Origin of the sequence: Dysgonomonas mossii, from assembly GCF_004569505.1 — a bacterium.
Classification (GTDB): Bacteria; Bacteroidota; Bacteroidia; order Bacteroidales; family Dysgonomonadaceae; genus Dysgonomonas.
Genome location: NZ_SPPK01000001.1, coordinates 979,350 through 1,004,406 on the forward strand (window position 1 = coordinate 979,350; position 25,057 = coordinate 1,004,406).

Here is a 25,057-nt window from a genome sequence, read left to right on the forward strand (position 1 = left end):
TTATTTTAAAAGAATCTGACTTTCGTCCTTACCCGATAGGCTGTATTGATGGAATGTTTCAGGTATTCCGCATACTGCTAATAGATTTATCAGACCCGAATCGAACTGGTAGTAAGCCATTAGAGTTGCTATACGTACTTTTGAAAGTATTAGCTCTGCGTCAATTACTTCGGATGAAGATGCCATGCCTTCGGTAAATGCTCTTTGACGTGAACGTAAAAGCTCCAGACTCATCTCTATTGTGGTTTTAAGAGCTGACACATTCACCAAAGCTGATTGGGTTTGATTATAAAACTTATCTACAGTCAGAGTTATATCGTCTACAATCTTTTCCTTCTCAGTTTCTAAAATGACGCTCTTTATTTTTGCTTGCTTTATTCTCTTCTCACGACCCAGTCCGTCGAATATATTCCAAGAGAAACCAACGCCTACCATTGTGCGTGGGGCTATATTTTTAGGAATTCCATTCGAATAGAGCGTTTGTTTTCCGAACAATTCTATATTCGGCAAATAGGCTGATTTAGCTATTTTTACTTCGTTTTTCTGAATGTATTGTTGTGTCATCAATCCATTCACCAAATGGTTTTTTTCTAGAATAAGATTCTTAAAATATATAATCTCCGGCATAGATTCGTTAATGAACATGGGTGTAGTAGTGAGGATCTTATCTTTTGACTCTATTTTTGTTAGTGTTTTAAAGGCATTTTTTACTATTTCCAAATCTTTCACTGCAATCTCAAGTTCTCTCTTGGCCTCATCCCTGTTTACCTGAAAGAATAGTCTTTCAGCTTTATTTATCATTCCGTTGGCTTCGAGTTTCAATGCATTTTGGAAATGATGTTCCAGTGCATTATATGTTTCTTTTTTTACTTCTACTATTCTTTGTCCTAGACGCAAACCATAATAAGCTTCAACTAAAAGGATTTGTTGATCTGCACTTATTTTCTCTTTATTTATTTCAGCAATATCTACCATTAATTTGCCTATTTTCCAGGCATATATTCGTTTTCCACCCGTGAAAACCGGCATAGTAACAATAGCATCAATACTTGTCATATTCTGTGGTAAAATAGGAACACTGAAAGAACTTTTTCCTAAATTATTAAGGATAGAGGATATAAACTGTTCATTTGGATCAATAGAGTGAATGAAATCTGTAGTCGGATTTGTGAATTGAGATAATGGTTCTTTCACTTCTATATCATTCACCATATGCATATATGCTCCGGTTGCCATTACTTGCGGATACCAAAAAGAATTCAGCCGCTGTTGTTCATTTTTAGCCCATTCCATTTCTTTATTTGCAATCTTCAATGTTTTATTGTCTCTGTTCATCAGTTGATATGCCTCCTCAAAGCTTATCTGCCTTTTTCTCTCTTGTGCTGATAAAGAAGCTACTGAAAGAAACAGGAAAATACAAGTGATGATGACTTGGCGAGTAAAAGTTCTTTTGGTATTATAAACTAACTTCATATTAATTGACTATTATAATTTTTTAATATTAACTCTGCACATTAATCTTCGTGTTACAAAGGTAGAGGGAGTCAACTGTTTATTTATCAGAAGTTTCATTACAAAAATATTAGAATTGAATTTTGGTTTCTAATGATTTTCTAATGCTTGTATAATAGATAGAAATATGAGTTAAAAGAGTCGTTCGATCGTCTGTGTTATTACCCGAGAATATGTGTATTTAATAATCTGAGCTTGTCTATTATTATCTGTATTATAAAGTAAATAAAGGTAAATTGGTTATTTTTCATGTAAAATATATATAGTTAGTTGATAAAGATTAGTATATTTTGTTTTATTTTACTATGTGATTTTCTCAATAAATTCTATCGCTTGTGATACGAAGTGGTGGCTATCTTAAAGTACAAAATCAATTATAAAAAACTCAGGTAAATATGTTTTTATATTCGTATTTGATAAACTCTCTATATATAGGTTCTTTTGCAAATCTGGAGGCAAAAGGTTATACAAAACTTTAAATACAGATTATTGTTAATACATTAATAATATTACGAATGAAAAAGATATTGGTAGTAGAAGATGAACTGAGGATTGCCGAACTTCTTAAAAAAGGGTTGGAAGAATTTGGCTATATTGTTACCTTGGCTTTTGATGGCGAAATGGGAAAACGCCTCGTAAATAATCATATATATGATCTAATAATTACAGATGTAATTCTACCGCATATCAATGGCTTCGAACTCTGTAAGGAGATAAGGGCAGTTCAGCCCGAAATTCCAATTATTATGCTTACGGCTTTAGGCACAACAGATGATAAACTAGATGGTTTTGATTCGGGTGCGGACGATTATATGGTAAAACCATTTGACTTGAGAGAGTTAAATGCTCGTATAAATATTTTGCTAAAAAGAAAAAATGGCGTATCGGCAACAGTTAAAACGGATCATTTAGAATATGCCGATATAAAATTAAATTTAGATAATAAAACCGTGACGAGAGGTGATCGAGAGATGAAACTTACACCCAAGGAGTTTAACTTGTTGCAATATATGATGCTCAATCCCGAACGTGTACTATCGCGAACTGAAATCTCTGAAAAAGTTTGGGATACTCATTTCAACACGGGCACTAATTTCATCGATGTTTATATAAATTACTTAAGGGTGAAGATTGATAAAGGGTTCGATTCGAAACTCATACACACACGTCCGGGATTAGGTTTTATACTAAAAAGTGAAGAATGAAAATACGCACTAGGATAGCCCTTCGTATTACAGCTGTGATAACTGCTGTAATGTTTGTATTTGTTGCACTCAACTATATTGTATCCACTAGGGTAAGGATGCAGGAATTTTATGTAGATCTAAAAAAGGAAGGAGCTGCAAGAACCGAACTTTTTTTGAAAGCAAAAGTTATCCAGAAAGAATTAGATAAAATAGATGTCTCTATATATGATAGTAATTACAAGCTTCTTTATACCGACGCAGATAAAATTTCTAACAGAACACAAGAACTAACAACTATACTAAAAGAGATATTTGAGACAAAAGAAGACTATACGAAAAATGAAGGGAAATTCCAGACCATCGGATTTATCTTTACTCATCAGAATGTAAATTATGCAGTAATTACATCTGGACATGATAACTATGGACAGATCAAAATGCAAAAATTGGTTCTTTACCTTCTTATATTAAGCTTGGTTTCTTTACTTGCGGCATGTGCCCTCGGATACTATCTGGCAAAATCCGTTTTAAAACCGGTAGGAACTATTTCGGATAGAATGAAAGATATAACGGCTAATAAACTCCATTTGCGGCTGATAGGATATAATGAGAAAGATGAATTTGGAGAACTTGCAGCATCATTTAATAAAGCATTGGATATAATAGAGACATCCTTTGAGTCGCAGAAAATGTTTGTCAGCAATGTATCACATGAACTTCGTACACCTTTGGCAACACTTATAGGAGAAATAGATCTATCATTATTAAAAGAACGTACCGCAGAAGAATATAGAAATACTTTAATAAACTCGCGTCAGGATACAAGTAAACTGATAAAACTGCTTAATGGTTTACTCGATTTGGCAAAAGCCAGTTACGATGAAAACAATATGTCAATGAGTCCCGTAAAGATTGATGAAGCACTCTTAGAGGCAGTAGAATTAGTTTTAAAAGGAAATCCTGAATATGATATTAAGCTTATTTTCAATCAAGGCATTATGGAGAATACAGAACTATCTATTATTGGAAATGAGTATCTTTTAAAGACAGCCTTTGTTAATCTAATGGAGAATAATTGCAAATATTCGGATAATAAAACTTCTACTGTTGAAATCTCCCTTATTGACAAAAGAGTTATTTTGCGATTTTCAGATAGCGGTATAGGTATTCCCGAGGATGAGATAGAACATCTATTTACTCCGTTTTTCCGCGGAACTAACAAAAAATATGTACAGGGGAATGGTATCGGGTTAGCTTTGGTAAAAAAAGTAATAGTTCTGCATAAAGGCATAATAAATATTCATTCTGTTTTAGATAAAGGAACCACTTTTACGATTGAATTTACTCTGAACTAAGAATATTAAAAAGCTTCATTTATGTTAATATAAAATGCCGACTGACTTTTACCTATCCCGTAATCAATTCGAAGATTAGTTTGGTCTTTAACCCTAAATCGATATCCAAGACCAACAGTAGACAAGGTTTCTTTCATCTTGAAATCGCTTAATTTAGGGAAAACATTTCCAGCACCTGCCCATGCGACCATACCACTTCGTTTGTAAATATGCTGTCTTAATTCGATTTGTGATTCTATGAAATTTTTATCTCTGTATTGTCCTGTATAATATCCACGCATTTGGCTTGCATCTCCCGCTTGAGCCATAAGGTTCCAAGGGACATCCCCCCTGTTGAATTGCCCTCCAAGATCAAAAGCAACGGTAGTTCTCTTATTGAGTTGTTTGTAATATCTGAATGTCATCTCTGTTTTGTTAAAGCCTGAAGTGTTACTAGAAAAATTAGGATAGAATACATCTCCTATTTTTGTATAGATTCCCTTATGAGGTTCAGTAGCATTATCTCTGGAATCATAGATTAAAGTCATTCCGGCACCTATAGCTGTGATTTTTCTTTTCTCTCCATTCAGCACACTCATATCATCAAAATATTTGCCCCTTATATCTCGAGCATTTGTCATCAAACCTATCGCAGTATGGTTATCTATTTTCTTGAATAAATTGACTTTTACCTGCATATCCTGTATATTATAATCAGTGTAATCTGAATTTCTTCCTGCATTATAACCAACACCCCAATATTGGGAAGGTGTATCGGAAAAAGAAATATCTGAATCTATCCAATATCTCTTTTTAGGGAAATAAATACTACTGCGTATTCCAAGAGCATAAGCCCCCGAGGAGGTGGCATTGATATATAAAGAAATATTAGACGGATCATTATCTTTTTCACAACCGTGTAGACGAAATAGCCCTGAGCCTATAAGCCCCATACCAATCTTAGTTTCATTCGTATAATAAGGGCCTCCGATTACAGAATAGTTAAAAGATTTGTCTGATGACGTTTGATCGGATTTTTGTAAATATTGAAAAACTGTATTTTCGATATAACTAATCGCTGGTTTTATAAAACCTTTATTTTCAACTATAATTGTGTCTTTCTCGTTATTTGTTTGTGCACTCACTGTTGTTACTATTCCTATAAGGAGAAAAAGTATTATTTTGTATCGCATATAATTTATTAGGGATTTATTTGTCGGTTTTTTCACGATACAAAAATAGAGTCTCCAGCTTGTTTATTCTTCTTGTTTTCAATTAGAAAGTTATTAAAATTAGATATCCCATTCTAATGATTTTCTGTCTTTTATTAAAATGATATTTAAGGAGTTTTTGCTTGTCTAAGGACGGATAATCGTTTTATGAGAGCTTTTCAAATGCTTTTCCCCAAAAAAGAAAGCCCCGAATTCTTATATAAGATTCGGGACTTTTCCAAAATGAGTTATACTTGAAGAATAATTACATTTCTTTAATATCCGTAATTCTGTCCATTTGGATCCATTGGACTTACTCGGTCTAAATGTTTTTGAGGTATAGGTCTGAATCGGTGAAACGGTTTAACATTCGGTGCAGCAAAAGAATTGCGTTCTTTGAGCATTTTGACAAAGAAATCGGCTCCATTTCTTACTAAATATTCAAAACGATGCAATTCACCTTCTGTCTCTTTACCGTTTTCGTCAAGGAAGAATACTAATCTGGCATCATCGGTCATAGCACTGATAAAGCCTGCAGTAACTTTCATTTCATCTACTGTCGATTTATTTCTGTCAGCGTAGTTACCTCCATCATATTTCCAATAATGTGAATATTTGCTTTCACCTTCTTTCCATGCAGCGCGCTCGCGGACAATATTTAGAGCTGCAGCCGAATTTGCATAATCCCCTTTCATAGCCAAAGCTTCAGCTAACAAGATATATGTTTCTCCCAAGCGGTAGCAGAAATAATCCCTAAATCCGGCCTGATCGTTGGTTGATGCTCGACGACTATCCAAATATTTTATTAGAGTAGGGAAAGTATTTGTTATTCCGTCTCTGATACCTCTATTTCCAATCTCGGTTTTTGTAATAGATTGCATTGGTATATACCAGTAAGGTTCCATAGAACGTGCTAAAGCAAGCTTCTCAGAACGAGTTCCACTCTGAAAACGTTTATCCAGATTCTCTACAGAGAATACAATGGCTGTATCGCCTACCACATAACGAGGAGACCCTTCAGTCTTACCTATCGATGTAGGATCAAAGGTTCCTGCGGCATTCGTGAAAGATTTCCAACTCACATCAGCCGAAGGTGTTTGGTTGGCATAATATACCCATACATGAGACTTATAAAGACGAGAGTCTATCAGTTTACCTTGTTTAGAACTTGCATAATACTGTGGTCCGTATAGTCCGTTATCAGCATACAAGAAAGGTGTTGGAGAAGTCCGTCTCCATCCGCGACCAGTAATTAAATCACGACCTATTCCCATACTGGTACCTCTACTTACACTTTCTGTACCTTTTCCATTTTCTGTAACCATAGGCATACCGTCAGCTTGTGTAGTAAACATCATATGCAGCCAGTTACCGCCATCATTGACTTTGTCTGGAGTCTGGTTGTTATAAAAATGGTTGGTTGAGAACTGTATGCTAAAAAGAATCTCAGGACCGGCATAATCACCCGGAGTCGGGCCTCCTGTCTTAGGATTAAATCTCCATAAGTCAGCATAGTCGGGACTAAGGGTATGATTACTTCCACTTCCTGCACCTGTACCAAAATTACAAACTGCACTTGCATATTTTATAGCCAAATCTAAATCGTCTGTAGTTGCTCCACGATCTTCATTCATTTTAGGGTCAGACTGACTTTGTGTATATTTCTGACAATAACGGAACATATGCGATTTAGTTAGTAAATGCCCTGCAGCACCTTTACCTACACGACCATAATCACCTGTTACTTTACCTTGCGCATCAGCCCACGGAAGTAAATTCCATGCTTCTGTAGCATCGTTTATGATTTGTGCCCAAATTTCTTTTTGTGGCGAACGTACAAAGTTGAGCTTTGGTGCATCAACAGGCTCTAGTACCAACGGGCAATCACCGTAGTGTATAGCCAGCACGTAGTAATAATAGGCTCTCAGGAATAATAGCTCACCTTTTCTTATATTCTTGATGTCAGCAGCCATCGTTGTATTCGATTCTATGTATTTTAACCCTAGATTAGCTCTAGCTACGCCATTGTAACAATCTGTCCAAAAGGCAGAGAATGTCTCATTCGAAGGATTCATTGCTGATGTATATAAAGCAAAATCAGTACCTCCGTCTCCCCCTATTGTGTACATATCTGTACCGATCTCCTGAAAGATTATTCCTGATGGAGTATTCGATGTTGAAAACATTCCCCTTCCGTTTTGGTAAGCTGATACAACCAACGCATTAAGCCCTTCGTTGGAATTGTAGTAGGTATAATTCGTGTTATATCCTTTTTCTTCCAAAAAATCTGAGCAAGATGCCATAATACATCCAAATATTCCAATTGTAATTATATATTTTAAGGATTTCATGTTTCTTATTATTTAATTGTTAAAATGTTAAATTTACGCCAAACATATAATTTCTCAGGGTTGTAGGTTCACTATAGGATTCGTGTTTGCGAGCATAGTCTCTTGTAGCCTTAACCGAACCTTCAGGGTCGTTGTTTGGATAACTCGTAAAAGTGAACGGATTCTGTAATTGTGCGTAAAATCTAGCTTTTTCGACACCAACAATCCTTGTAAGACTGGCCGGTAAAGTATATCCTAATGTAATATCAGATATTCGAACGAAGTCTCCCTTGTTATACCAATAAGCTTCTCTATGCGGTTGGTCGGCATCTCCTTTTGTCGGTTTTCTGAAACTGCTCTGAGTATTTTCGGGTGTCCAGTAGTTTACGACCCGTGTGTTCATACGTCCATCGTGTCCTACTCCTGGATCGCTATAAATTGTATGTCCAAACATTCCATACATAAATATATAAAGGTCAAAATTCTTATAATAGAAATTATTTCCCATACCAAGATTCCATTTTGGCATTTTTTGTCCGCGGAAATCACGGTCTTTTTCATCAATTTTGTAGTTTCTATCCAGATCAACAAAACGTAAATCACCAGGTTTGTAAGAATGGCCGTTTGCATTAAATTTTGCCATTTCTTCCATGTCCTCTTTTGAGTATCCCCAAACGTTTTTAGTATTTACATAATCGTAATATGTATCAACCGGATGTCCAACAAACCACATATTTGCGACATCTTTTTCTAGACCGGATGCTAATTTTACAATTTTTTCCTTATTCATTGAAAACTGTAATGAGGTATTCCATTTGAAGTCTTTTGTTTCAACGTTCACAGTGGAGATGGCTACTTCAATCCCTTGATTTTCTGTTTCTCCGATGTTTGAAAGAATTTGACCAAATCCAGATACTTCAGGTAACGCACGGAACATTAACAAGTCCTTTGTATTTTGCTTGTAAACATCAACGGAACCCGAGATGCGACCTCTTAATATCCCAAAATCGACTCCGAGGTTGTATTGTCCTGTAGTTTCCCATGTTAAGAGTGGATTAGATAGCGAATTAGGAGCATAACCTATTGCACCTATCTCTCCCCATGTGTAGCGACTACTAGAGATTTGTCCTATAGTTTGATATGGATTAACAGCAGAGTTTCCTGTCTTTCCATAACCTAAACGAAGCTTCAAATTAGAAACTACTGGTATATTATTTTTTATAAACGCTTCATCGGAAATACGCCAAGCAAAAGATGCAGATGGGAATGCAACCCATTTATGACCTTCAGCCAGACGAGAAGAACCATCACTACGGATAGATGCTGTTAACATATAGCGATTGTCTTTGAACCCATAGATAGCACGACCCATCCATGACATCATTGACCATTGCGTGTAACCACTTGTAGCAGATTGTGTACTTGCTGTTCCTAGATTGTAGTACCATTGAGACTCAATTGGTAGGCCCACACCGCTTGCCGTAACAGGCTCATCGATTGATTTCTCAACAGACTGTACTCCTGTTAAATTAAGGCTATGTTGTCCAAACGTTTTGTTATAGCTGAGTATGTTCTCAAAGGTCCAACTTCTTTTAAACTCCAGATTCTGATTGGCTCTGGCATGACCAAAACCTTGTTGTGTAGAGGCAGAAGCGTAAAAGGCCTGCTCTTGTCCACTATAATAATTTGTTCCGAAATTAGCTCGGTATGATAAACCATTGTCTAATGTTATTTGAGCATATAGGGTTGCATCAATCTGGTTTCTTTTGGTTTTTCCTTGATTTCCGGTAAAGTCATAGAAAGGGTTCCATAACATACCTTCTCCTGTTGGATGTGGAACTAATCCTAAAGCAGGATCTCCATTTTTTGTAACATCACCTCCATTACCGTAATCACCACTACCTCCCGGAGTATAATAAGGAGTACCTAATGGGTTCCAGTTTCCTCCAACTCCGGTACCATTAAAATATTCCCAATAAGCGAAATTTGTAGTGGCTCCCATATTTATATGTTTACCAAGTTTTTGGTCTACATTCATGCGTAAGGTATATCTTGTTCGAAAAGATCGTGGGGTAATTCCTTGATTATCCATAAACGATCCGGATAGGAAGATTTTGGTATCCTTACTACCTCCACGTATACTTATGTTATGATTTTGAGATATTGCCTCATCCCTGTATCCTGCCATTTGCCAGTTGAATCCGCGAAGCATAGATGGGTTATATGTCCCACTTTCCCATGCTTTGCGTACAGACTCAAGTACATATCCGGATTGATCGCGGGTGATATATTCCATTTTTTGATCATATTCCCAATTCGGAGTCATGGATGGGTATGCCGAAGTCGGATCTAAGGTATATCCTCCTTGTCCGTCATATATATATTTGCGATCGGCTTCTCGTAAATATTCTATATATTCCGCCGCATTTCGCACTTTCCTCATATTATCTATTTTACCAATAGTGACATAACCATTATATTCTACATTCACTTTTCCTTCTTCTCCTTTTTTGGTTGTCACAAGTATAACTCCATTTGCTCCGCGAGATCCATATATTGCTGTTGCAGATGCATCTTTTAAAACTTCAATTGAGGCAACATCCGATGGGTTGATTACACTTACACCACTGGCTGATGGTATTCCATCAATTACAAATAAGGGGTCATTGGTTGCTTCAATAGAGCGATTCCCTCGTATACGAATCATGGGGTCGGTATTAAGATCTGCTCCTGCAACCATCATCCCTGCCACTTTTCCACGCAGCGCTTCTTGTATGGTTGTTGGTGCTGTAGCAATCAAGTCTTCGGCTTTCACTTGAGATATAGAGCCTGTAAGGTCTCGTTTCTTTTGCACACCATAACCAATAACCACAACTTCGTCTAATCTCTTGTTATTTTCTTTTAAGATAATTTGGATATTATTTTTGTTCGAAACATCAATTTGTTGTGTTTCCATTCCGATGTATGAGATTATCAAGACTTGCTCTCCTGAGGTAAGTTCAATATTAAATTCTCCATCTGTATTTGTTACAGTTGCATTCGTTGTATTCTTTTGTACAACAGAAACTCCAATGAGTGCCTCTTGAGTTTCATCTAAAACTTTACCATTTATTGTTCTACCTTTTTGCTGTGCTAAAGTCGGTAAACTATATAAAATACCTAATAGTAATATGACTAAAAACGACTTACTCTTGGTTAGAGAAGTAGGTTTATATAAAAATGTATTTTTCATTATAACAATTTTAAGTATTAAAAATTTAATTGTTTTATTCGCAATATCTTCTTTATAAGAAGCTTGATGTTATTTCTTTTTTGTTACATGTTATTTCATAAATATATCATTTAATGTTTTGTATTTTTCATCACTTGTTGTTTTATTCTACAGAAGATTTTAGAATTTGATAGGAATTCTACATAGACTTAGGCTAATCAGTAAAAAAGAAATTTTTATAAAACACTATCGATTTAGATTCTCAAAATAACAGCTTTCAGCCATTATCTTTTTAGGTTAAATTTTCCCAAAGTTCAGTTGTAATAGATTTGATTTTTAGTAGCTTTTTCATAATATAAAATATTTTATAACAAAAAGAATCACTCAGCGATAGTTATAAAAACTATACACCAATCGTTATATTCTTCTGAACATAATTCAGATTTCACTATAATATTTATGCAATATATACCGGCACTTATGCAAAAATACGTTAAACAAATCTAGAAACTAGCATGGATTATTGTTTAATGAAACTATCTTCTATTTGTTTAAAATTGTTGTACCAAAATCTATCTTGTCGCATATTGTTTTGTTTTTGTCGCATCCTAAAATCTTTAATATTACCTGGGTTGTAAAAAGTAACAGATTGTTTTATAATTATCTGATCTATATTGTGTTGATGGCTTGTTTGTGTATTGGGTTATACTTGTTGAGTTCATTGTTAAGGAATGGCATTATTGATGATGGATAAGAAAGTTTCTCTTATAAATAGTATCTTTGTTACAATCTAAACTTAAACCATGAAATACGTATACCTTTTATCTATATTGTCATTCTTTTGCCTAAGTAAACTGTCAGCACAGCACAATCGTTCTTTCACTATGAAAGATTATAGAATGACAGAACTATCCTCAAATCTTATCAATAAAATAATTCAGGATTCTAATGGTTATATATGGGTTGCAACTGATTACGGATTAAATAAATTTGATGGAATAAAATATACTCAGTATTTGCACCTAGAAGAGGATAGTACATCTTTGTTAAGCAATAATGTTAAAACATTGATGATTGATAAGAATGGTATACTATGGATCGGCACAAACAAGGGAATTCAATGTTATAATTCTTTAGAGAATTCTTTTAAAACAATAAGTTTTCCTGAAAATTTATCTCTTCACGTTTCCAATATAATAGAGTTGCATGATGGTCAGATGTGGGTGACGACAGCAGGTAGTGGAGTCTTTTCTATCAACAGAGATAATCTGACAGCAGAGCCTCTAGTAGAGGTTACACGGTTGACGGGCGATTTTATTGCATATGTCTATCAGGATAAAGAAAAATACATTTGGTTTGGAATTAATGACAAAGGGCTTATTCAAATGAATCCTGTCACAAAAAAAACGAAGAAATTTACGACTCCGAATATTCCTTCTAATTCTATCATTTGTATGCTTGAAGATGACAACGATAGATTGCTAATGAGTACATCAAAATCAGTGAGTTATTTTGAGCGAAATAGTCAAAAGTTTATACCCTTAGAATGGGATGGACAACCTGGGTATGGAATTACCGATATGATGCTAAGTCATAATGGAACTGTATTTATTAGTACTACAACTAAAGGGCAGGGAGTGAAATATATCGATAAGATTAGCCGAAAGGTTTTAACATATACAAATCCTACAAATAGTATAGCAATAAATACTGCAAAGATCTATACACTATTAGAGGATCGTGATAAAAATCTTTGGTTGGGTTGTTTTATGAAAGGGTTATTAGTAATTCCTAATAAATCGACTCAATTTAATTTTTGGAGTATCATAAATAGTCAAAATCAATTAGGAAATCTAATAACATCAATATGTAAGGATCATGAAGGCTATATTTGGGGTACTGTAGATAGAGTAGGAGTTCTTAAACTAAATAACAAAGGAGAAGTTGTAAAACAGTTTACTGATGTTGATGATATAATATCGATAGTGGAAGATTCAAAAAATAATCTTTGGATTGGTTCTTATAGTAAGGGGCTTGCTAAGTTAGATCGTAAAACAGGTAAATGTAATTTCTTGAATATTCCTTATTATGGCTATATGAAGACAATAAGGGAAGGTAGGGATAATTTACTCTATATATCAACTTTTGGTGCCGGATTTATTCAATATAATCCTCAAACAGGTATTCACAAACAATATAATATGAGGCAGGAGGACCCGCAAAAGGGTAGGCTTGGCAATGATTGGATTACTTCTATCCTATGTGATTCCAAAGGGTTAATATGGTTTGCCCATTATAAAGGGGTGAGTTGTTTTGACCCATCTCAAAACCGTTTTATTCCTATCAAGCATGATAGTATTTTATCAAATCAGATATGTTTGTCTATTATGGAGAGTAACGATGGCAATATATGGTTAGGAACATATAATGGACTTTTCTCTATAGATAGAGCTACTCAGGATATAAACAATTATACAGTAAAAGATGGGCTGTCGAGTGACGTTATTTGTGGCTTGGCTCAAGATAAAGAGGGGAATATTTGGTGTAGTACCTTTCAGGGTATTAATCAAATAAAAATAAAAGATAATAAAATAATAAACTATTATATAGGAAATGGATTATTTGATAAGATTTATAATAGAGGTGTTTATTTTCAGGGTGCTGATGGGATTATTTATTGGGGAGGGAATAATGGAATAACTTCTTTTTATCCTGAAAATATTATTACACCCAGTTATGAACATGAGATATTGACTACTAATCTGTATGTCCATAATCAGTCTGTGAATATTAATACATTATCAGGAGGGAAGCATATAATCGATTCGGAGATACTATCAGCAAAAGAATTTAAATTTTCATATGAAGACAACACTTTCACATTCGAATTCTCGACTATGGATTTCATTGACCCGGAGAATATATACTACGAATATAGATTAAAAGAATTAAGTAGCGAGTGGAGTTCAACACTACCGGGAATTAATCAGGTAACATATAATCATCTGAATCCCGGAAAATACACATTAGAGGTTAAGGCCGGTAAATTTGGTGCTTTCTCTCAGCCGAAGCAGTTTTCTATTATTATATCACCTCCCTGGTATAAGAGTACATGGGCATATGCATTTTACTTATTTCTCATTCTTATTTTTGGAGTATTGATCGTGAATCTTATTCGGAAGAAGAGAAATGAACAGATAAATGAATCGAAGCTTCAGTTTTTTATTAACATCTCCCATGAGATAAGATCTCCTCTTACTCTGATAATAAGTCCTATGGAAAAACTTCTGAAAAGTAATTTCGATAAAGAAACCATGCAAACTTTGCAAAATATGCATCGTAATGCAAACCGAATATTGGGGCTTGTGAATCAATTGCTCGATATAAGAAAGCTGGATAAAGGACAAATGAAGTTGAGGTTTAGTAAGACTGATATGGTTGGTTTCATAAAAGAGTTGTTTGATGTTTTTGAATACCAATCAGTGAGGAGAAATATTCAGTTTACCTTTCAACACCAAGATGACAACTTAGAAGTGTGGATTGACCGGAATAACTTCGACAAAATATTGATGAATATATTATCAAATGCGTTCAAGTATACTCCTGATGGTGGAGAAATAAATGTATCATTAGCCACAGGAGTCGATAACAGTGTTTGGGGGCCACTTCAGAAATACATGGAGATATCAATCGTTGATTCAGGTATAGGCTTAGAAGAAGGGAAGATAGAAAAAATATTTGATAGGTTCTATCAAGGACAAAATCAGGAGACGTTCACTACTGTAGGGTCGGGGATAGGATTAAACCTTGCTCGGACATTGGTGCTATTACATTATGGTGCTATTACAGCTAAGAACAGAGAGGGTGCTACAGGTAGTTGTTTTACAATTCGCATACCTTTAGGAAATCAGCATTTGAGAAAGGATGAGATCGCAGATCAGGCATCAGACAGTCGTCCGTTGTTAAACCAAAGGACCTTTATAGAAAATGTAGCAAATGAAAAATCCGAATCATATAGGCGAAGAACAAATTATAAAATTCTAATAATCGATGATGAAGAAGAAATAAGAGATTTTCTTTCTCAAGAATTGGGTGAGTTATTTAAAGTAATTACGGCTGTTGATGGTGTTGATGGGTTACAAGTTGCTATAGATCGACAACCCGATTTAATTATTTCTGATGTAATGATGCCCAATATGGATGGTTTGAATTTGGTGAAAAGACTTAAAAACAATAATAATGTAAGCCATATACCTATTATTCTTCTAACATCAAAAGCTGAATACCAAGATCGTATACAGGGCTTAGATAGGGGAGCAGATGCCTATTTGTCCAAACCATTTAATATAGAAGAACTAATCGTCACTATAAATAATCTGATTTTAAACCGCAGGCTACTTAAAGGAAAATTTTCGGGAGCTCAAGATCAAGAAGATAAAATAAAGCCGATCGACTTCAAATCAGGCGATGATATTTTAATGGAACGTGTTGTTACGGTCATAAATGAGAATATAAGTAATACCGAACTCAATGTAAATATGCTGGCATCTCAAGTTGGCCTTAGTCGGTCGCAGCTACATCGACGGATGAAAGATATGACCGGTATATCGCCTGTAGACTTTATTAAGAATATTCGACTCAAGCAAGCTGCGAATCTTCTTAGAGAAAAGAAAATGGATGTGTCTTTAGTTGCATATTCCGTCGGATTTACGAATCAATCTTATTTCTCCACAATGTTTAAAAAACTATATGGCATTTCTCCTACTGAGTATATAATGAAAGCTCAGGATGAAGATGATGCAAAAAAATAGAATTAATATGAACCTCAAGAATTATCTTGAGGTTTATTTTTGATATCGAAAAAGAGTTTTGCAGGCCTTTTGAAATTTAGTTTGCTAATTTCTTTATCTGTAAGCAGATATCCTAAAAAAGTGACAAAGGTGACAAAAGTAACAGGTTATTGTATATATTTCCTTGTTACTTTCTATTCGACCAACTCATATATAGATAAATAATCCTGCCAAGAATAACACTGGCAGGATTAAATCTTTTGTAGTTGTTCAAGTTCATTTATATGTAGAGAGAATCTGACTAGAACAACAAGAATTTATATCATAGCAAAATCATCTATTCTCCAAACATCCAATAGTCGAAATTGAATAAAGAGTGAGGTTCTCTGCCTTTAAACACAAAGTATACATCATGAACATCTTTTGTGTTTTTAACAGCTGTTTCCACTAAGCTCCAATTATCCCATTCTCCGGTATATGGCGCGTGCAGAGTACCGACCAGTTGTCCGTCAATATTGTCAAGTCGTATTTCAATAGTTCCACCATGATATCTACTTGATACTGATGCGGAAAATCGTGAAGCCCCTTTATTTCCGAAATCAACGTCCCGTACTTTAATATAATCTCCATTATGTATGGAGGTTACATAAACACCGATTTTCTCATTCTCTTCTATCGATATACCTTCACTCCAAGCCATCGTTTCTGCTTCAGTTCTTTTATAAGGATTCAATTTGTTAACACCCTTCATGATACCCTCTTTGGTCATTTTCATCTCAGGGATAGATCCATCCTCATTATAGAAGAATTGCTCTATAGATACAGAACGGCAATAGCTATGGCCTCCGGGCAGGGCATCATTGTGATAAAAGAAGTATGAATTCCCCTTATAATCAATTATTCCGGGATGATTCGTATTACTGCCCCCTTCCAAAGGCATTACGCAACCTTTATATTCCCACGGACCTGTCGGATTTTTACTTACTGTATAATGGAGCGACTCAGGGAACCCCGATGCATAGATCATATAATACAAACCTTGACGTTTATAGACCCATGGCGCTTCGGTAAAGCCTGGTCCAAAGATAGACTTGTCTTTAGCATCGAGAGCGGTAATGTCACCATCAAGCGAAATCATGTCATTATTAAGTTTAGCCCAATAACATACGCCATTACCCCAAAACAAATAAGCTTGTCCATCATCATCTATAAAGACAGAAGGATCCAGATCATCCCACGCATGTTTAGCATGGCGAGTCATATCATTAGTCACTAACGCCTTCCCCAAAGCGTCTTTAAATGGCCCATAAGGGCTATCGGATGAGGCTACTCCTACAGCAACTCCGGGAAAGAATTTGTTCATTGATGAGATATACCAATAAAACTTACCATTCCTATAAATACATTGTGCCGCACTTGCATCACCTACCGACCAAATAAAATCACTTGTTCTCAGGGGTGTTTTATGTGCTGTCCAGTTTACCATATCTATGGTTGAAAATAATTGGTAATCCCTCATTAAATAACCATTTGGCGGAGCATCCTTTTCGTCATGGCCCACATATAAAAACAATGTATCATTATAGACTATCGGTGCCGGGTCTGCGGTATACATTGTTTGTATAATAGGATTTTGAGCCTTTAAATTAAATAAAGGCAAGTTGATCAAGATCAATAATAAGCAGAGACGTATAATTCTTTTTTTATTCATATTATTCTGTCATATAAATATTTAAACCCCACTGTAAGCACTAAACCCACCATCGATAGGAAGCACTACTCCGGTTATAAAACTTGCTGCATCACTGCATAGAAACTGTACAACTCCGTTTAGTTCTGTAATATCTCCGAAACGTCCCATTGGGGTTTTAGCCAATACCTTTTTACTTCTCTCTGTTAAAGAACCGTCAGGATTGATAAGTACAGCCCGGTTTTGGTCTCCGATAAAAAATCCCGGAGCAATCGCATTTACCCTAATCTTATCTCCATATTTCAGAGCCATTTCAGTAGCCATCCACTCTGTGAAGTTACTTATTGCTGCTTTTGCTGCCGAATAGCCGGGAACACGACTTATTGCAGAATATGCAGCCATGGAAGAGACATTTATAATATTTCCACTTCCTTGTTCAGCCATAACTTTTGAAAATATCAGACTTGGAAAAACTGTACCGTCCATATTGAGCTTTATAACTTTTTCCCAATCCGTTGTTTTCATTGTATAAAAATCCTGATCAGGAGCTAATGTTGCTCCCGGAACATTACCCCCTGCTGCATTAACGAGAATATCTAATTTGCCATATGTGCTGAGTATCTTTTCTCGGCTTTCTATCAGCTGATTTTCATCCATCACATCGCATTTGATGAATAAAGATTTACCTCCATTTTCATTAATATCCTTAACCAGAGTATTTCCTTTATCTTCGTTACGTCCCAGTATTACAACATTTGCTCCTTGTTCTGCAAGGTGTTTGGAGATACTGCCACCTAATACGCCGTATCCTCCTGTAACAATCGCAACTTTATCTTTTATAGAAAAGATATTCTGTTTTGTTTTTGTATTAATATCTGTCATCTGTTCAATTCGTTTTTTATGGTTTCTATTACTCCATCCATCTGTGCTAGAGCATACATGCGTCCGTAGAATGAGTAACCCGGATTATAGCCTTTATCAGCATCATCGAGCATTAGTCTGCCATGATCTACTCTCATGGGCAGTAACGGATTTTCCTTTTCAAAAATACGGGCTAATTCTATTAGATGTCCCCGTCCTTCCAGATGTGGGGCTTCGATAAAATTGCCATCTGAAAGGATATTTGTACTTCTTAAATGTACGAAGCGTGTACGCGATGCAAACTGCCGAGCCAATTCCGGAACATTATTGTGTATTCCTGAACTTAGCGATCCTGCACAAAATGTGATTCCATTATGTGGGTTGTTAACAGCATTTAATATCCATTCAATATCTTCTCTGTTAGAAACAATACGAGGTAAACCCAATACCGGATATGGCGGATCGTCTGGATGAATACACATATTAATACCGTATTCGTCACAGACTGGCATTATTCGCTCTAAAAAGTATTTTAAATTTTCTCTTAATGCTTTTTGATCTATCCCATTGTACAATGCTAGAAGTGTTTTAAAAATAGCAACAGGATTTTTATCCCCGTCCTTTATATTACCATTGATAAAACCCTGTGTCTTTACAATGATAGTGTCTATCAACTGTTCTTTTTCATGTTCTGTTATAATCTTATCCAGTTGGTAGACCTTATCCATTTCTTCTTTTGAGTAATCCTCTTTTGCACCTTCCCGTTTAAGGATCATGCAATCAAAGTAAGCGAAGCGTGTCTTATCAAAATAAAGAGAGAAAGTACCGTCAGACCATGGGTACATGAGATCTGTACGAATCCAGTCTATAACGGGCATAAAATTGTAGCAAACAGTCTTAATACCCACTTCTCCAAGGTTTTTGAGGCTTGTAATATAATTATCTATCAGTAAGTCTCTATTATCTCCTCCATATTTAATGGCTTCGCTAACAGGCAGGCTTTCTACAACAGACCAGTACAGCCCGGCTTCTTTTATATAGTTATTCAGATCGTTGATTGCTTCTGACAACCATACTTCACCGTTCGGTATATCATGCAATGCGGTAACAATCCCTTCTACTCCGATTTGCCTCAATATAGGCAGTGTAATCTTATCTTTTTTCCCGAACCACCTCCATGTCTTTTTCATTTTCCCGTTAATTATGGTGTTTCATATCTAGTTTTATTTTCATCAGGTCATCGAGCTCATATATAGGACGTTCAAGATGATAGGGGATAGGCTTTTTTGAGAATGTCTGGAAGTACAACAAACAAGCATCTCTCCACCATACGGCATCTCGTGCCTGAATTTTTAATTTGGATTGAACCTCCTCGAAACGTCTGGAGTCTACATATTGCTCCATTCTATCCCAAACTTTCTGATACTCTCTTACCTGCTGTACACCCGAATCATACTTATAACAAAGAGCATCCCACATCGTTTTACCGTCATTCATCTTATAGTTCCATGGAACATGATGAAACCACAAGAGTAAATTCTCTGGACAGGTTGATATGTCATTATAAATATTATTCAAAGGAGGAAAATAATGGGACACGGCATCACTCCCCGTTGTTGTACGATTAAAACCGAGCCCTATAGTATCTGCTTTGTGATAGTATACAGAAGTCCAGTCTTCTCTAGCGGCTTGAGACAACCAAGGTTCAGGTCCGTAATGGTGGTCTTCAGCAAAAATATGGTGAAGTCCTAGCGGCATCATATAGTCAACAATGGTTTCTCTAGAACTCAACATCATATTTTTCACGGGTTCTACAAATTCGTTATTTTTCGAAAATGTCATTCTTATCCATTCATTAGCTATTTGGTTTGAAGAAAGTTGATGGTTCCAAGCTAAGCGTCCGAATGCATACCAGTTAGCCTGTGCAAAATGATGTCCACACCAGTTTGTATCTTCACCTATATTAGCTACAGCCGATATGGCCGTTGTTTTAGCCGGACGTAATGTCCCGTCTGTTATTTTGGCTACTGTAGAACCTTTTCCATCTGAATACGTATCGCTGTCAAGAGTTTCCTTGAACATAGTAGCCAGATATGCAAGATGGTTAGAAAAACCGAGATACTCTTGTGTTATCTGAAATTCTACCATTGCCGGAGTCTTACGCAGTGCACCAAACAAAGGATTGAATGGTTCTCGTGGCTGAAAATCGATAGGGCCGTTCTTTATCTGAATAATGACGTTATCCCGAAATTGTCCATCCAATGGAACAAACTCTTGATATGCCTGTTTTGCCCGGTCTTCCATGCTCGGATCATATACAAATGCTCGCCACATAACTATACCCTTGTATGGCTTCAGTACATCGGCTAACATATTTGCTCCATCGGCATGGGTTCGTCCGTAGTCTTGAGGTCCGGGTTGCCCTTCAGAATTAGCTTTTACCAGAAACCCACCGAAATCGGGGATTAGTGAATAGATTTCTTTGGCTTTGGCTTTCCACCACTTCTGCACCTCCGGGTTTAATGGATCCGAATCGGATAGACCTTCCAATACCTTAGGAGAAGAGAAATTTACAGAGAGATAAACTTTAAGTCCATAGGGACGGAAGATGTCAGCTAAAGCTTTTACTTTTTCCAAATAATCTTTCTTTAGAATATTCGGTGAAGCATTCACATTATTCAGTACAGTTCCGTTAATTCCTATCGAAGCATTCGCCCGAGCATATTCTTTATATCGTGGAGAAAGTGTATTGGGCAGTTCATCCCATTTCCATAACGAATAACCCGCATATCCACGTTCGATAGTTCTTTCCAGATTATCCCAGTGATTGAGGATACGTATATCGTAAGAGGGCAGTTCTTCTATATCTAAAGTAGTTAAATCTGCTCCTGTCTGTTGCAATCGTAATAAACAATATGATCCATATAGTAGCCCGACATCAGAACCTGCTGAAATAATAATTTTCTGATTATTGGATTTAATACTATACCCATCTTTAAGATGCTTGAGTTTTTTATTTAACTGTAGCTCTACGGTCTGTCCTTGCCAATGATTTGATAATTCATCCAAAGCAATATTGATAGTAGGGCTACTATGTGATGATAGTATCGATTTCTCTTTTTGCTTTATTTCAGGGTAGCGTAGCCATAAGCGGCTTCCGTCTTCAGCCCATGATAAGAGAGATGATAAAATAAAAATAATAAAGAGCGAAATGTATCTGATTGTCATATTAATCCTTTTAATATTAAATACAAGGGCGAATATTCATTCGCCCTTGCCAGAAAACTAAGAGTCCAAAAAATTAACCTAAAACCTTTAAACCTAAAATAAACTAATAGCTTTCTAACCCTTCTATTGTTTTAATTGTTCCGTCATTGTTATATTCCAATTCGATAACTTTCATACTTCTAAGCCATGTTTTTCCGCCCGAGGGTACAGAGTCATGATGGAAAAGATACCATTTGCCTCTGTATTCGACAATGCTGTGATGCGTTGTCCAGCCTACTACAGGAGTGAGTATAACACCACTATAAGTGAAAGGCCCGTATGGATTGTCACCTATAGCATAGCATAGAAGGTGCGTATCTCCTGTGGAATACGAGAAGTAATATTTGCCGTTATATTTATGCATCCATGATGCTTCAAAGAATCGTCGATTGGTGTCACCTTGCGTCAATGGATTGCCATGTTCATTAAGAATAATTACATCTCGAGGCTCTTCGTCAAATTCGAGCATGTCATCTCTCAGACGTGCGACCTTTCCACACAAAGCGGGTTCGTTTTCAGCCGGAAAAGCAGCGCACTCCAATGCTTTATTTTTGCGATAGCGTTGCAGCTGTCCGCCCCAGATGCCTCCAAAATAAATATAATATTGTCCGTTTTCTTCAAATACACAAGGGTCTATACTATAACTTCCTTTTATTGGGTTAGCCTGTGGTATAAATGGCCCGTAAGGTTTATCGCTAACAGCTACTCCCAAACGGAAAATATCATTTTTGTCTTTCATTGAGAAATACAAGTAATATTTGCCGTCCTTAAAAGCCGTATCGCTATCCCATAGCTGACGACCAGACCAGGGAATATTTTCCACTGAAAGGACAACTCCATGATCGGTTACCTCTCCGTTTTCCACATCGTCTAAAGAGAAGACATGATAATCTTTCATATTAAAATGATCTCCGTTGTCATTTTCTGCAATGCCGCTTTCCCAATCGTGGGAAGGATAAATATAGATCTTACCTTCGAATACATGTGCAGATGGGTCAGCCATATAATCCTTCGGAAATAAATATCGTGCTTGTTTCATTTTTTTATTAGATAATGATGCTTATTATTTTTGCTTATCTTTTCTCTTCAGGAAGACCTGCCATCTTGATAATTTCCTGAACAACAGGTTTAGCCTTGTATTGTCTGTCAAACAATAAAGGATAGTCGGTACGGCCTTTCATTGGAAAATCGTTTTTCCATGAATCTACATCGCTTACACCCCATAAGGTGACACGGGTTATTTTTTCCTTATTATCTATAAAGAGCTTAAAGAAACTTCCCATACGCTCTGTCCATGCTACTGAAACGGAATCAGGTAGTCCGGTTGTATATGGATTCATTTTCTGATTATATGCTTCTATATCAGAGATGTTTGCTCCTGTGTTGCGACGAGGGGAGGGTAGGGCACTAAGATCCAACTCTGTAACCATAACCTTTACACCTGTTGAAGTATAATCATCAATAGTTGCCTGATATTCTTCCAGACTTGGTCCATCCATGCCAAAATGTCCTTGCATACCAACAGCGTCGATTCGTATATTTTTTTCCTTAAACGATTTTATCAAATTGATAACAGCTTCACGTTTGCCTTTATGCCATTCGTTATAGTCGTTATAATACAGTTCAGCATCAGGGTCAGCCTCATGAGCATATTGGAAAGCTAAAGGAATAAACTCTTCTCCCAAAATTGTGTAAAACTTACTTTTACGATATGATCCATCTTCCATAATCGCTTCGTTCACCACATCCCAACCTTTTATACGTCCTTTGTAGCGAGATACTACTGTCGTGATATGAGTTTTCATGCGTTGTTTAAGAACTTCAGCTGATACGTCTTTTCCATCATTATCTACGAAGAACCACGATGGAGCTTGTGAATGCCAAATTAGACAATGTCCTGTGATATAAAGATTGTTTTGTTCTCCAAATTCTACAAATTTATCAGCATCTTCAAAGAAAAATTCACCTTCTTTGGGTTGCAGGAACATACTTTTCATACAGTTTTCTGCTACTATGGCATCGAATTCGTTTTTCACAATATTTATCGATGCGGTATCTTTCCCATGTATCTGGGTTACATTAAGAGCTGTCCCTATATAAAATTTTCCTTTTAGGGCTCCTTTTAGTGACGGTTCATTTTTTATTTCTTTATTACTTTTTGCGCTACAGGCAAATGCTGTCATCAGCAACAAAGAAATGAGAAAATAATAGATGTTTTTTTTCATACTAAAATGTTTTATAGCGTTATTTTTATTTCAGATGTCTCTCTTCAATCTCCATGTTTATTTTGTCGATTACATTATCTTCCAACTCATATCGAGATATAATGAACATAGCTAAAAGAAGAAGTATTGCAGGTATTACAGCAACAAGCCATAAAATACCTTGTTCGGCAAAGGCAGATTGTGTAACTTCGTTGTCTTTGTCGAAGCCGACAAAAGCCAATACAAGCCCCGGGACAACACCACCTAAGGCCATTCCTGCCTTATAGAAGATACCTGTCAAAGCATTGACTATTCCTGAAATTCTTTTACCTGTTGTATGTTCTCCATACGAGATTACTTCCGGAACCAGAGCCCACATATATCCCGTAGCAACAATTATTCCTGTCGATTTGATGAATTGGGCAATAAAGACCAGCCAGACTTGGGTCTTAAGCGCAGGTATTACCGAAATGGCATATAACAGCGCCATACCGATAATAGCAACCGTTAGAAATACATAGAACATTTGCTTTTTGCCGATTGCTCTTTTGATGGCAGGTACCATCGGCATAAAGATAAAAGCAGGGATAGATCCCAAAGCCATAAAGTATGGAAGCATATCGGGAGCCTGCACGTTGTAAATCATATAATACGACCCGGCTGAATTACCGATTGCCATCATCGCAAAAGCTGTAATGAAGAAAAAAGCCAATATTCTCAGTGGGCGATTATGTTTGAATTCTATCCACAAGTCCGAAACTTTTACATTTTCTGTTTCTTTTTCTGCCATTACTACTCGTTCTTTGGTCTGTGTAAAGCAGAAAATTAATAATGTTAATCCGGCTATGGCATAAATAGTCATTGTGATAAACCATGCGTTGGCAGATTCCGGCGAATTAATTTTCCCGTCAGATGAGAAGAGTTTTACAAGAATAGGTATTCCATAGCCTACTGCCAGTCCTCCCAGATTTGCCATAAACATACGTACCGAAGTAAGTTTGGTGATTTCGTCTGTATCGCGTGTAAGTGAGGCATTCAACGCTCCATAAGGAACATTTATAAGGGTATAAAGCATTGATAAGCCAACATACGTGATATAGGCATAGAGCAATGACCCCGAAAATCCATTCCAGAAACAAAGGATGGCAAAGCCCGTAAGAGGTATACCTCCAAGCACCAGATAAGAACGGTATTTACCTAATTTAGGATTGTGTTTGTCTACGAATGCTCCCACTATTGGATCCCAGATTACGTCAACAATACGTACTATAAGAAACATGATCCCAGCAGCGGCAGCAGAAATGCCGAATACATTTGTGTAGAAAATGAGAAGGTACATTGATACCGTCTGATAGATAAGGTTTTGGGCTAAATCGCCCGAGCCGAATCCAATGCGTTGTATTCCCGATAATTTGTAAAAACCTTTTGATTCGGCTTTACCTTGTGATGTTGATTCCATT

General features: G+C 36.3%; 14 protein-coding genes. 3 read left to right on the top strand and 11 right to left on the bottom strand.

Translation table 11 applies throughout. The features are described from left to right. A complete protein-coding gene (locus tag E4T88_RS04285) occupies nucleotides 1-1,473 on the bottom strand; it encodes a TolC family protein (RefSeq protein ID WP_135104224.1) in 1,473 nt (490 codons plus the stop codon). A gap of 554 nt (nucleotides 1,474-2,027) precedes the next feature. Here E4T88_RS04285 and E4T88_RS04290 point away from each other — a divergent pair. Continuing rightward, complete coding sequence (locus E4T88_RS04290; RefSeq protein ID WP_135104225.1) at nucleotides 2,028-2,717, top strand: response regulator transcription factor; 690 nt, start codon at nucleotides 2,028-2,030, stop codon at nucleotides 2,715-2,717. Further along, nucleotides 2,714-4,054 (top strand): HAMP domain-containing sensor histidine kinase, encoded by a 1,341-nt coding sequence (locus E4T88_RS04295; RefSeq protein ID WP_135104226.1) that lies wholly within the window; start codon nucleotides 2,714-2,716, stop codon nucleotides 4,052-4,054. The genes E4T88_RS04290 and E4T88_RS04295 overlap by 4 nt, the downstream gene beginning before the upstream one ends. 5 nt (nucleotides 4,055-4,059) lie before the next feature. Here the strand turns inward: E4T88_RS04295 and E4T88_RS04300 are convergent, their stop codons facing one another. From E4T88_RS04300 to E4T88_RS04310, 3 genes are all read right to left on the bottom strand, one after another. Then, complete coding sequence (locus E4T88_RS04300; protein WP_135104227.1) at nucleotides 4,060-5,226, bottom strand: BamA/TamA family outer membrane protein; 1,167 nt, start codon at nucleotides 5,224-5,226, stop codon at nucleotides 4,060-4,062. Between the two features lie 293 nt (nucleotides 5,227-5,519). Further along, a complete protein-coding gene (locus tag E4T88_RS04305) occupies nucleotides 5,520-7,547 on the bottom strand; it encodes a RagB/SusD family nutrient uptake outer membrane protein (protein WP_228093714.1) in 2,028 nt (675 codons plus the stop codon). Nucleotides 7,548-7,614: 67 nt separating this feature from the next. Beyond that, nucleotides 7,615-10,806: a SusC/RagA family TonB-linked outer membrane protein gene (locus E4T88_RS04310; protein WP_135104229.1), complete on the bottom strand. Its 3,192-nt coding sequence runs from the start codon at nucleotides 10,804-10,806 to the stop codon at nucleotides 7,615-7,617. A gap of 863 nt (nucleotides 10,807-11,669) precedes the next feature. On the opposite strand from E4T88_RS04310, the gene E4T88_RS04315 reads away from it, so the two are divergent. Next, nucleotides 11,670-15,596, top strand: coding sequence for a two-component regulator propeller domain-containing protein (locus E4T88_RS04315; RefSeq protein WP_228093716.1), 3,927 nt, complete (start codon nucleotides 11,670-11,672; stop codon nucleotides 15,594-15,596). A gap of 316 nt (nucleotides 15,597-15,912) precedes the next feature. Here the strand turns inward: E4T88_RS04315 and E4T88_RS04320 are convergent, their stop codons facing one another. The 7 genes from E4T88_RS04320 to E4T88_RS04350 all read right to left on the bottom strand — a co-directional run bounded on the left by E4T88_RS04320 (nucleotide 15,913) and on the right by E4T88_RS04350 (nucleotide 25,056). After that, the gene (locus E4T88_RS04320; RefSeq protein WP_135104231.1) at nucleotides 15,913-17,286 is read right to left on the bottom strand and encodes a glycoside hydrolase family 43 protein; all 1,374 of its coding nucleotides are present in this window, start codon (nucleotides 17,284-17,286) and stop codon (nucleotides 15,913-15,915) included. Between the two features lie 21 nt (nucleotides 17,287-17,307). Further along, a complete protein-coding gene (locus E4T88_RS04325) occupies nucleotides 17,308-18,147 on the bottom strand; it encodes an SDR family oxidoreductase (RefSeq protein ID WP_135104232.1) in 840 nt (279 codons plus the stop codon). Then, the gene (gene uxuA, locus E4T88_RS04330; protein WP_135104233.1) at nucleotides 18,144-19,316 is read right to left on the bottom strand and encodes a mannonate dehydratase; all 1,173 of its coding nucleotides are present in this window, start codon (nucleotides 19,314-19,316) and stop codon (nucleotides 18,144-18,146) included. Before uxuA ends, E4T88_RS04325 begins: the two co-directional genes overlap by 4 nt. Before the next feature lie 7 nt (nucleotides 19,317-19,323). Next, nucleotides 19,324-21,354, bottom strand: a complete 2,031-nt coding sequence (locus E4T88_RS04335) for an alpha-glucuronidase (RefSeq protein ID WP_135104234.1) — start codon at nucleotides 21,352-21,354, stop codon at nucleotides 19,324-19,326. 103 nt (nucleotides 21,355-21,457) lie between these two features. Next, complete coding sequence (locus E4T88_RS04340; RefSeq protein ID WP_135104235.1) at nucleotides 21,458-22,432, bottom strand: glycoside hydrolase family 43 protein; 975 nt, start codon at nucleotides 22,430-22,432, stop codon at nucleotides 21,458-21,460. A 34-nt stretch (nucleotides 22,433-22,466) separates the two neighbouring features. Next, a complete protein-coding gene (locus tag E4T88_RS04345; protein ID WP_135104236.1) occupies nucleotides 22,467-23,618 on the bottom strand; it encodes an endo-1,4-beta-xylanase in 1,152 nt (383 codons plus the stop codon). A 25-nt stretch (nucleotides 23,619-23,643) separates the two neighbouring features. Next, on the bottom strand, nucleotides 23,644-25,056 hold the full coding sequence (locus E4T88_RS04350) for an MFS transporter (protein WP_135104237.1): 1,413 nt from the start codon (nucleotides 25,054-25,056) through the stop codon (nucleotides 23,644-23,646). Between the last annotated feature and the right edge of the window lies 1 nt (nucleotide 25,057).

Coding starts and splice junctions, on each gene's coding strand:
- E4T88_RS04285 (WP_135104224.1), bottom strand. CDS start 1,473: ATGAAGTTAGTTTATAATACCAAAAGAACTTTTACTCGCCAAGTCATC.
- E4T88_RS04290 (WP_135104225.1), top strand. CDS start 2,028: ATGAAAAAGATATTGGTAGTAGAAGATGAACTGAGGATTGCCGAACTT.
- E4T88_RS04295 (WP_135104226.1), top strand. CDS start 2,714: ATGAAAATACGCACTAGGATAGCCCTTCGTATTACAGCTGTGATAACT.
- E4T88_RS04300 (WP_135104227.1), bottom strand. CDS start 5,226: ATGCGATACAAAATAATACTTTTTCTCCTTATAGGAATAGTAACAACA.
- E4T88_RS04305 (WP_228093714.1), bottom strand. CDS start 7,547: ATGGCATCTTGCTCAGATTTTTTGGAAGAAAAAGGATATAACACGAAT.
- E4T88_RS04310 (WP_135104229.1), bottom strand. CDS start 10,806: ATGAAAAATACATTTTTATATAAACCTACTTCTCTAACCAAGAGTAAG.
- E4T88_RS04315 (WP_228093716.1), top strand. CDS start 11,670: ATGAAAGATTATAGAATGACAGAACTATCCTCAAATCTTATCAATAAA.
- E4T88_RS04320 (WP_135104231.1), bottom strand. CDS start 17,286: ATGAATAAAAAAAGAATTATACGTCTCTGCTTATTATTGATCTTGATC.
- E4T88_RS04325 (WP_135104232.1), bottom strand. CDS start 18,147: ATGACAGATATTAATACAAAAACAAAACAGAATATCTTTTCTATAAAA.
- uxuA (WP_135104233.1), bottom strand. CDS start 19,316: ATGAAAAAGACATGGAGGTGGTTCGGGAAAAAAGATAAGATTACACTG.
- E4T88_RS04335 (WP_135104234.1), bottom strand. CDS start 21,354: ATGACAATCAGATACATTTCGCTCTTTATTATTTTTATTTTATCATCT.
- E4T88_RS04340 (WP_135104235.1), bottom strand. CDS start 22,432: ATGAAACAAGCACGATATTTATTTCCGAAGGATTATATGGCTGACCCA.
- E4T88_RS04345 (WP_135104236.1), bottom strand. CDS start 23,618: ATGAAAAAAAACATCTATTATTTTCTCATTTCTTTGTTGCTGATGACA.
- E4T88_RS04350 (WP_135104237.1), bottom strand. CDS start 25,056: ATGGAATCAACATCACAAGGTAAAGCCGAATCAAAAGGTTTTTACAAA.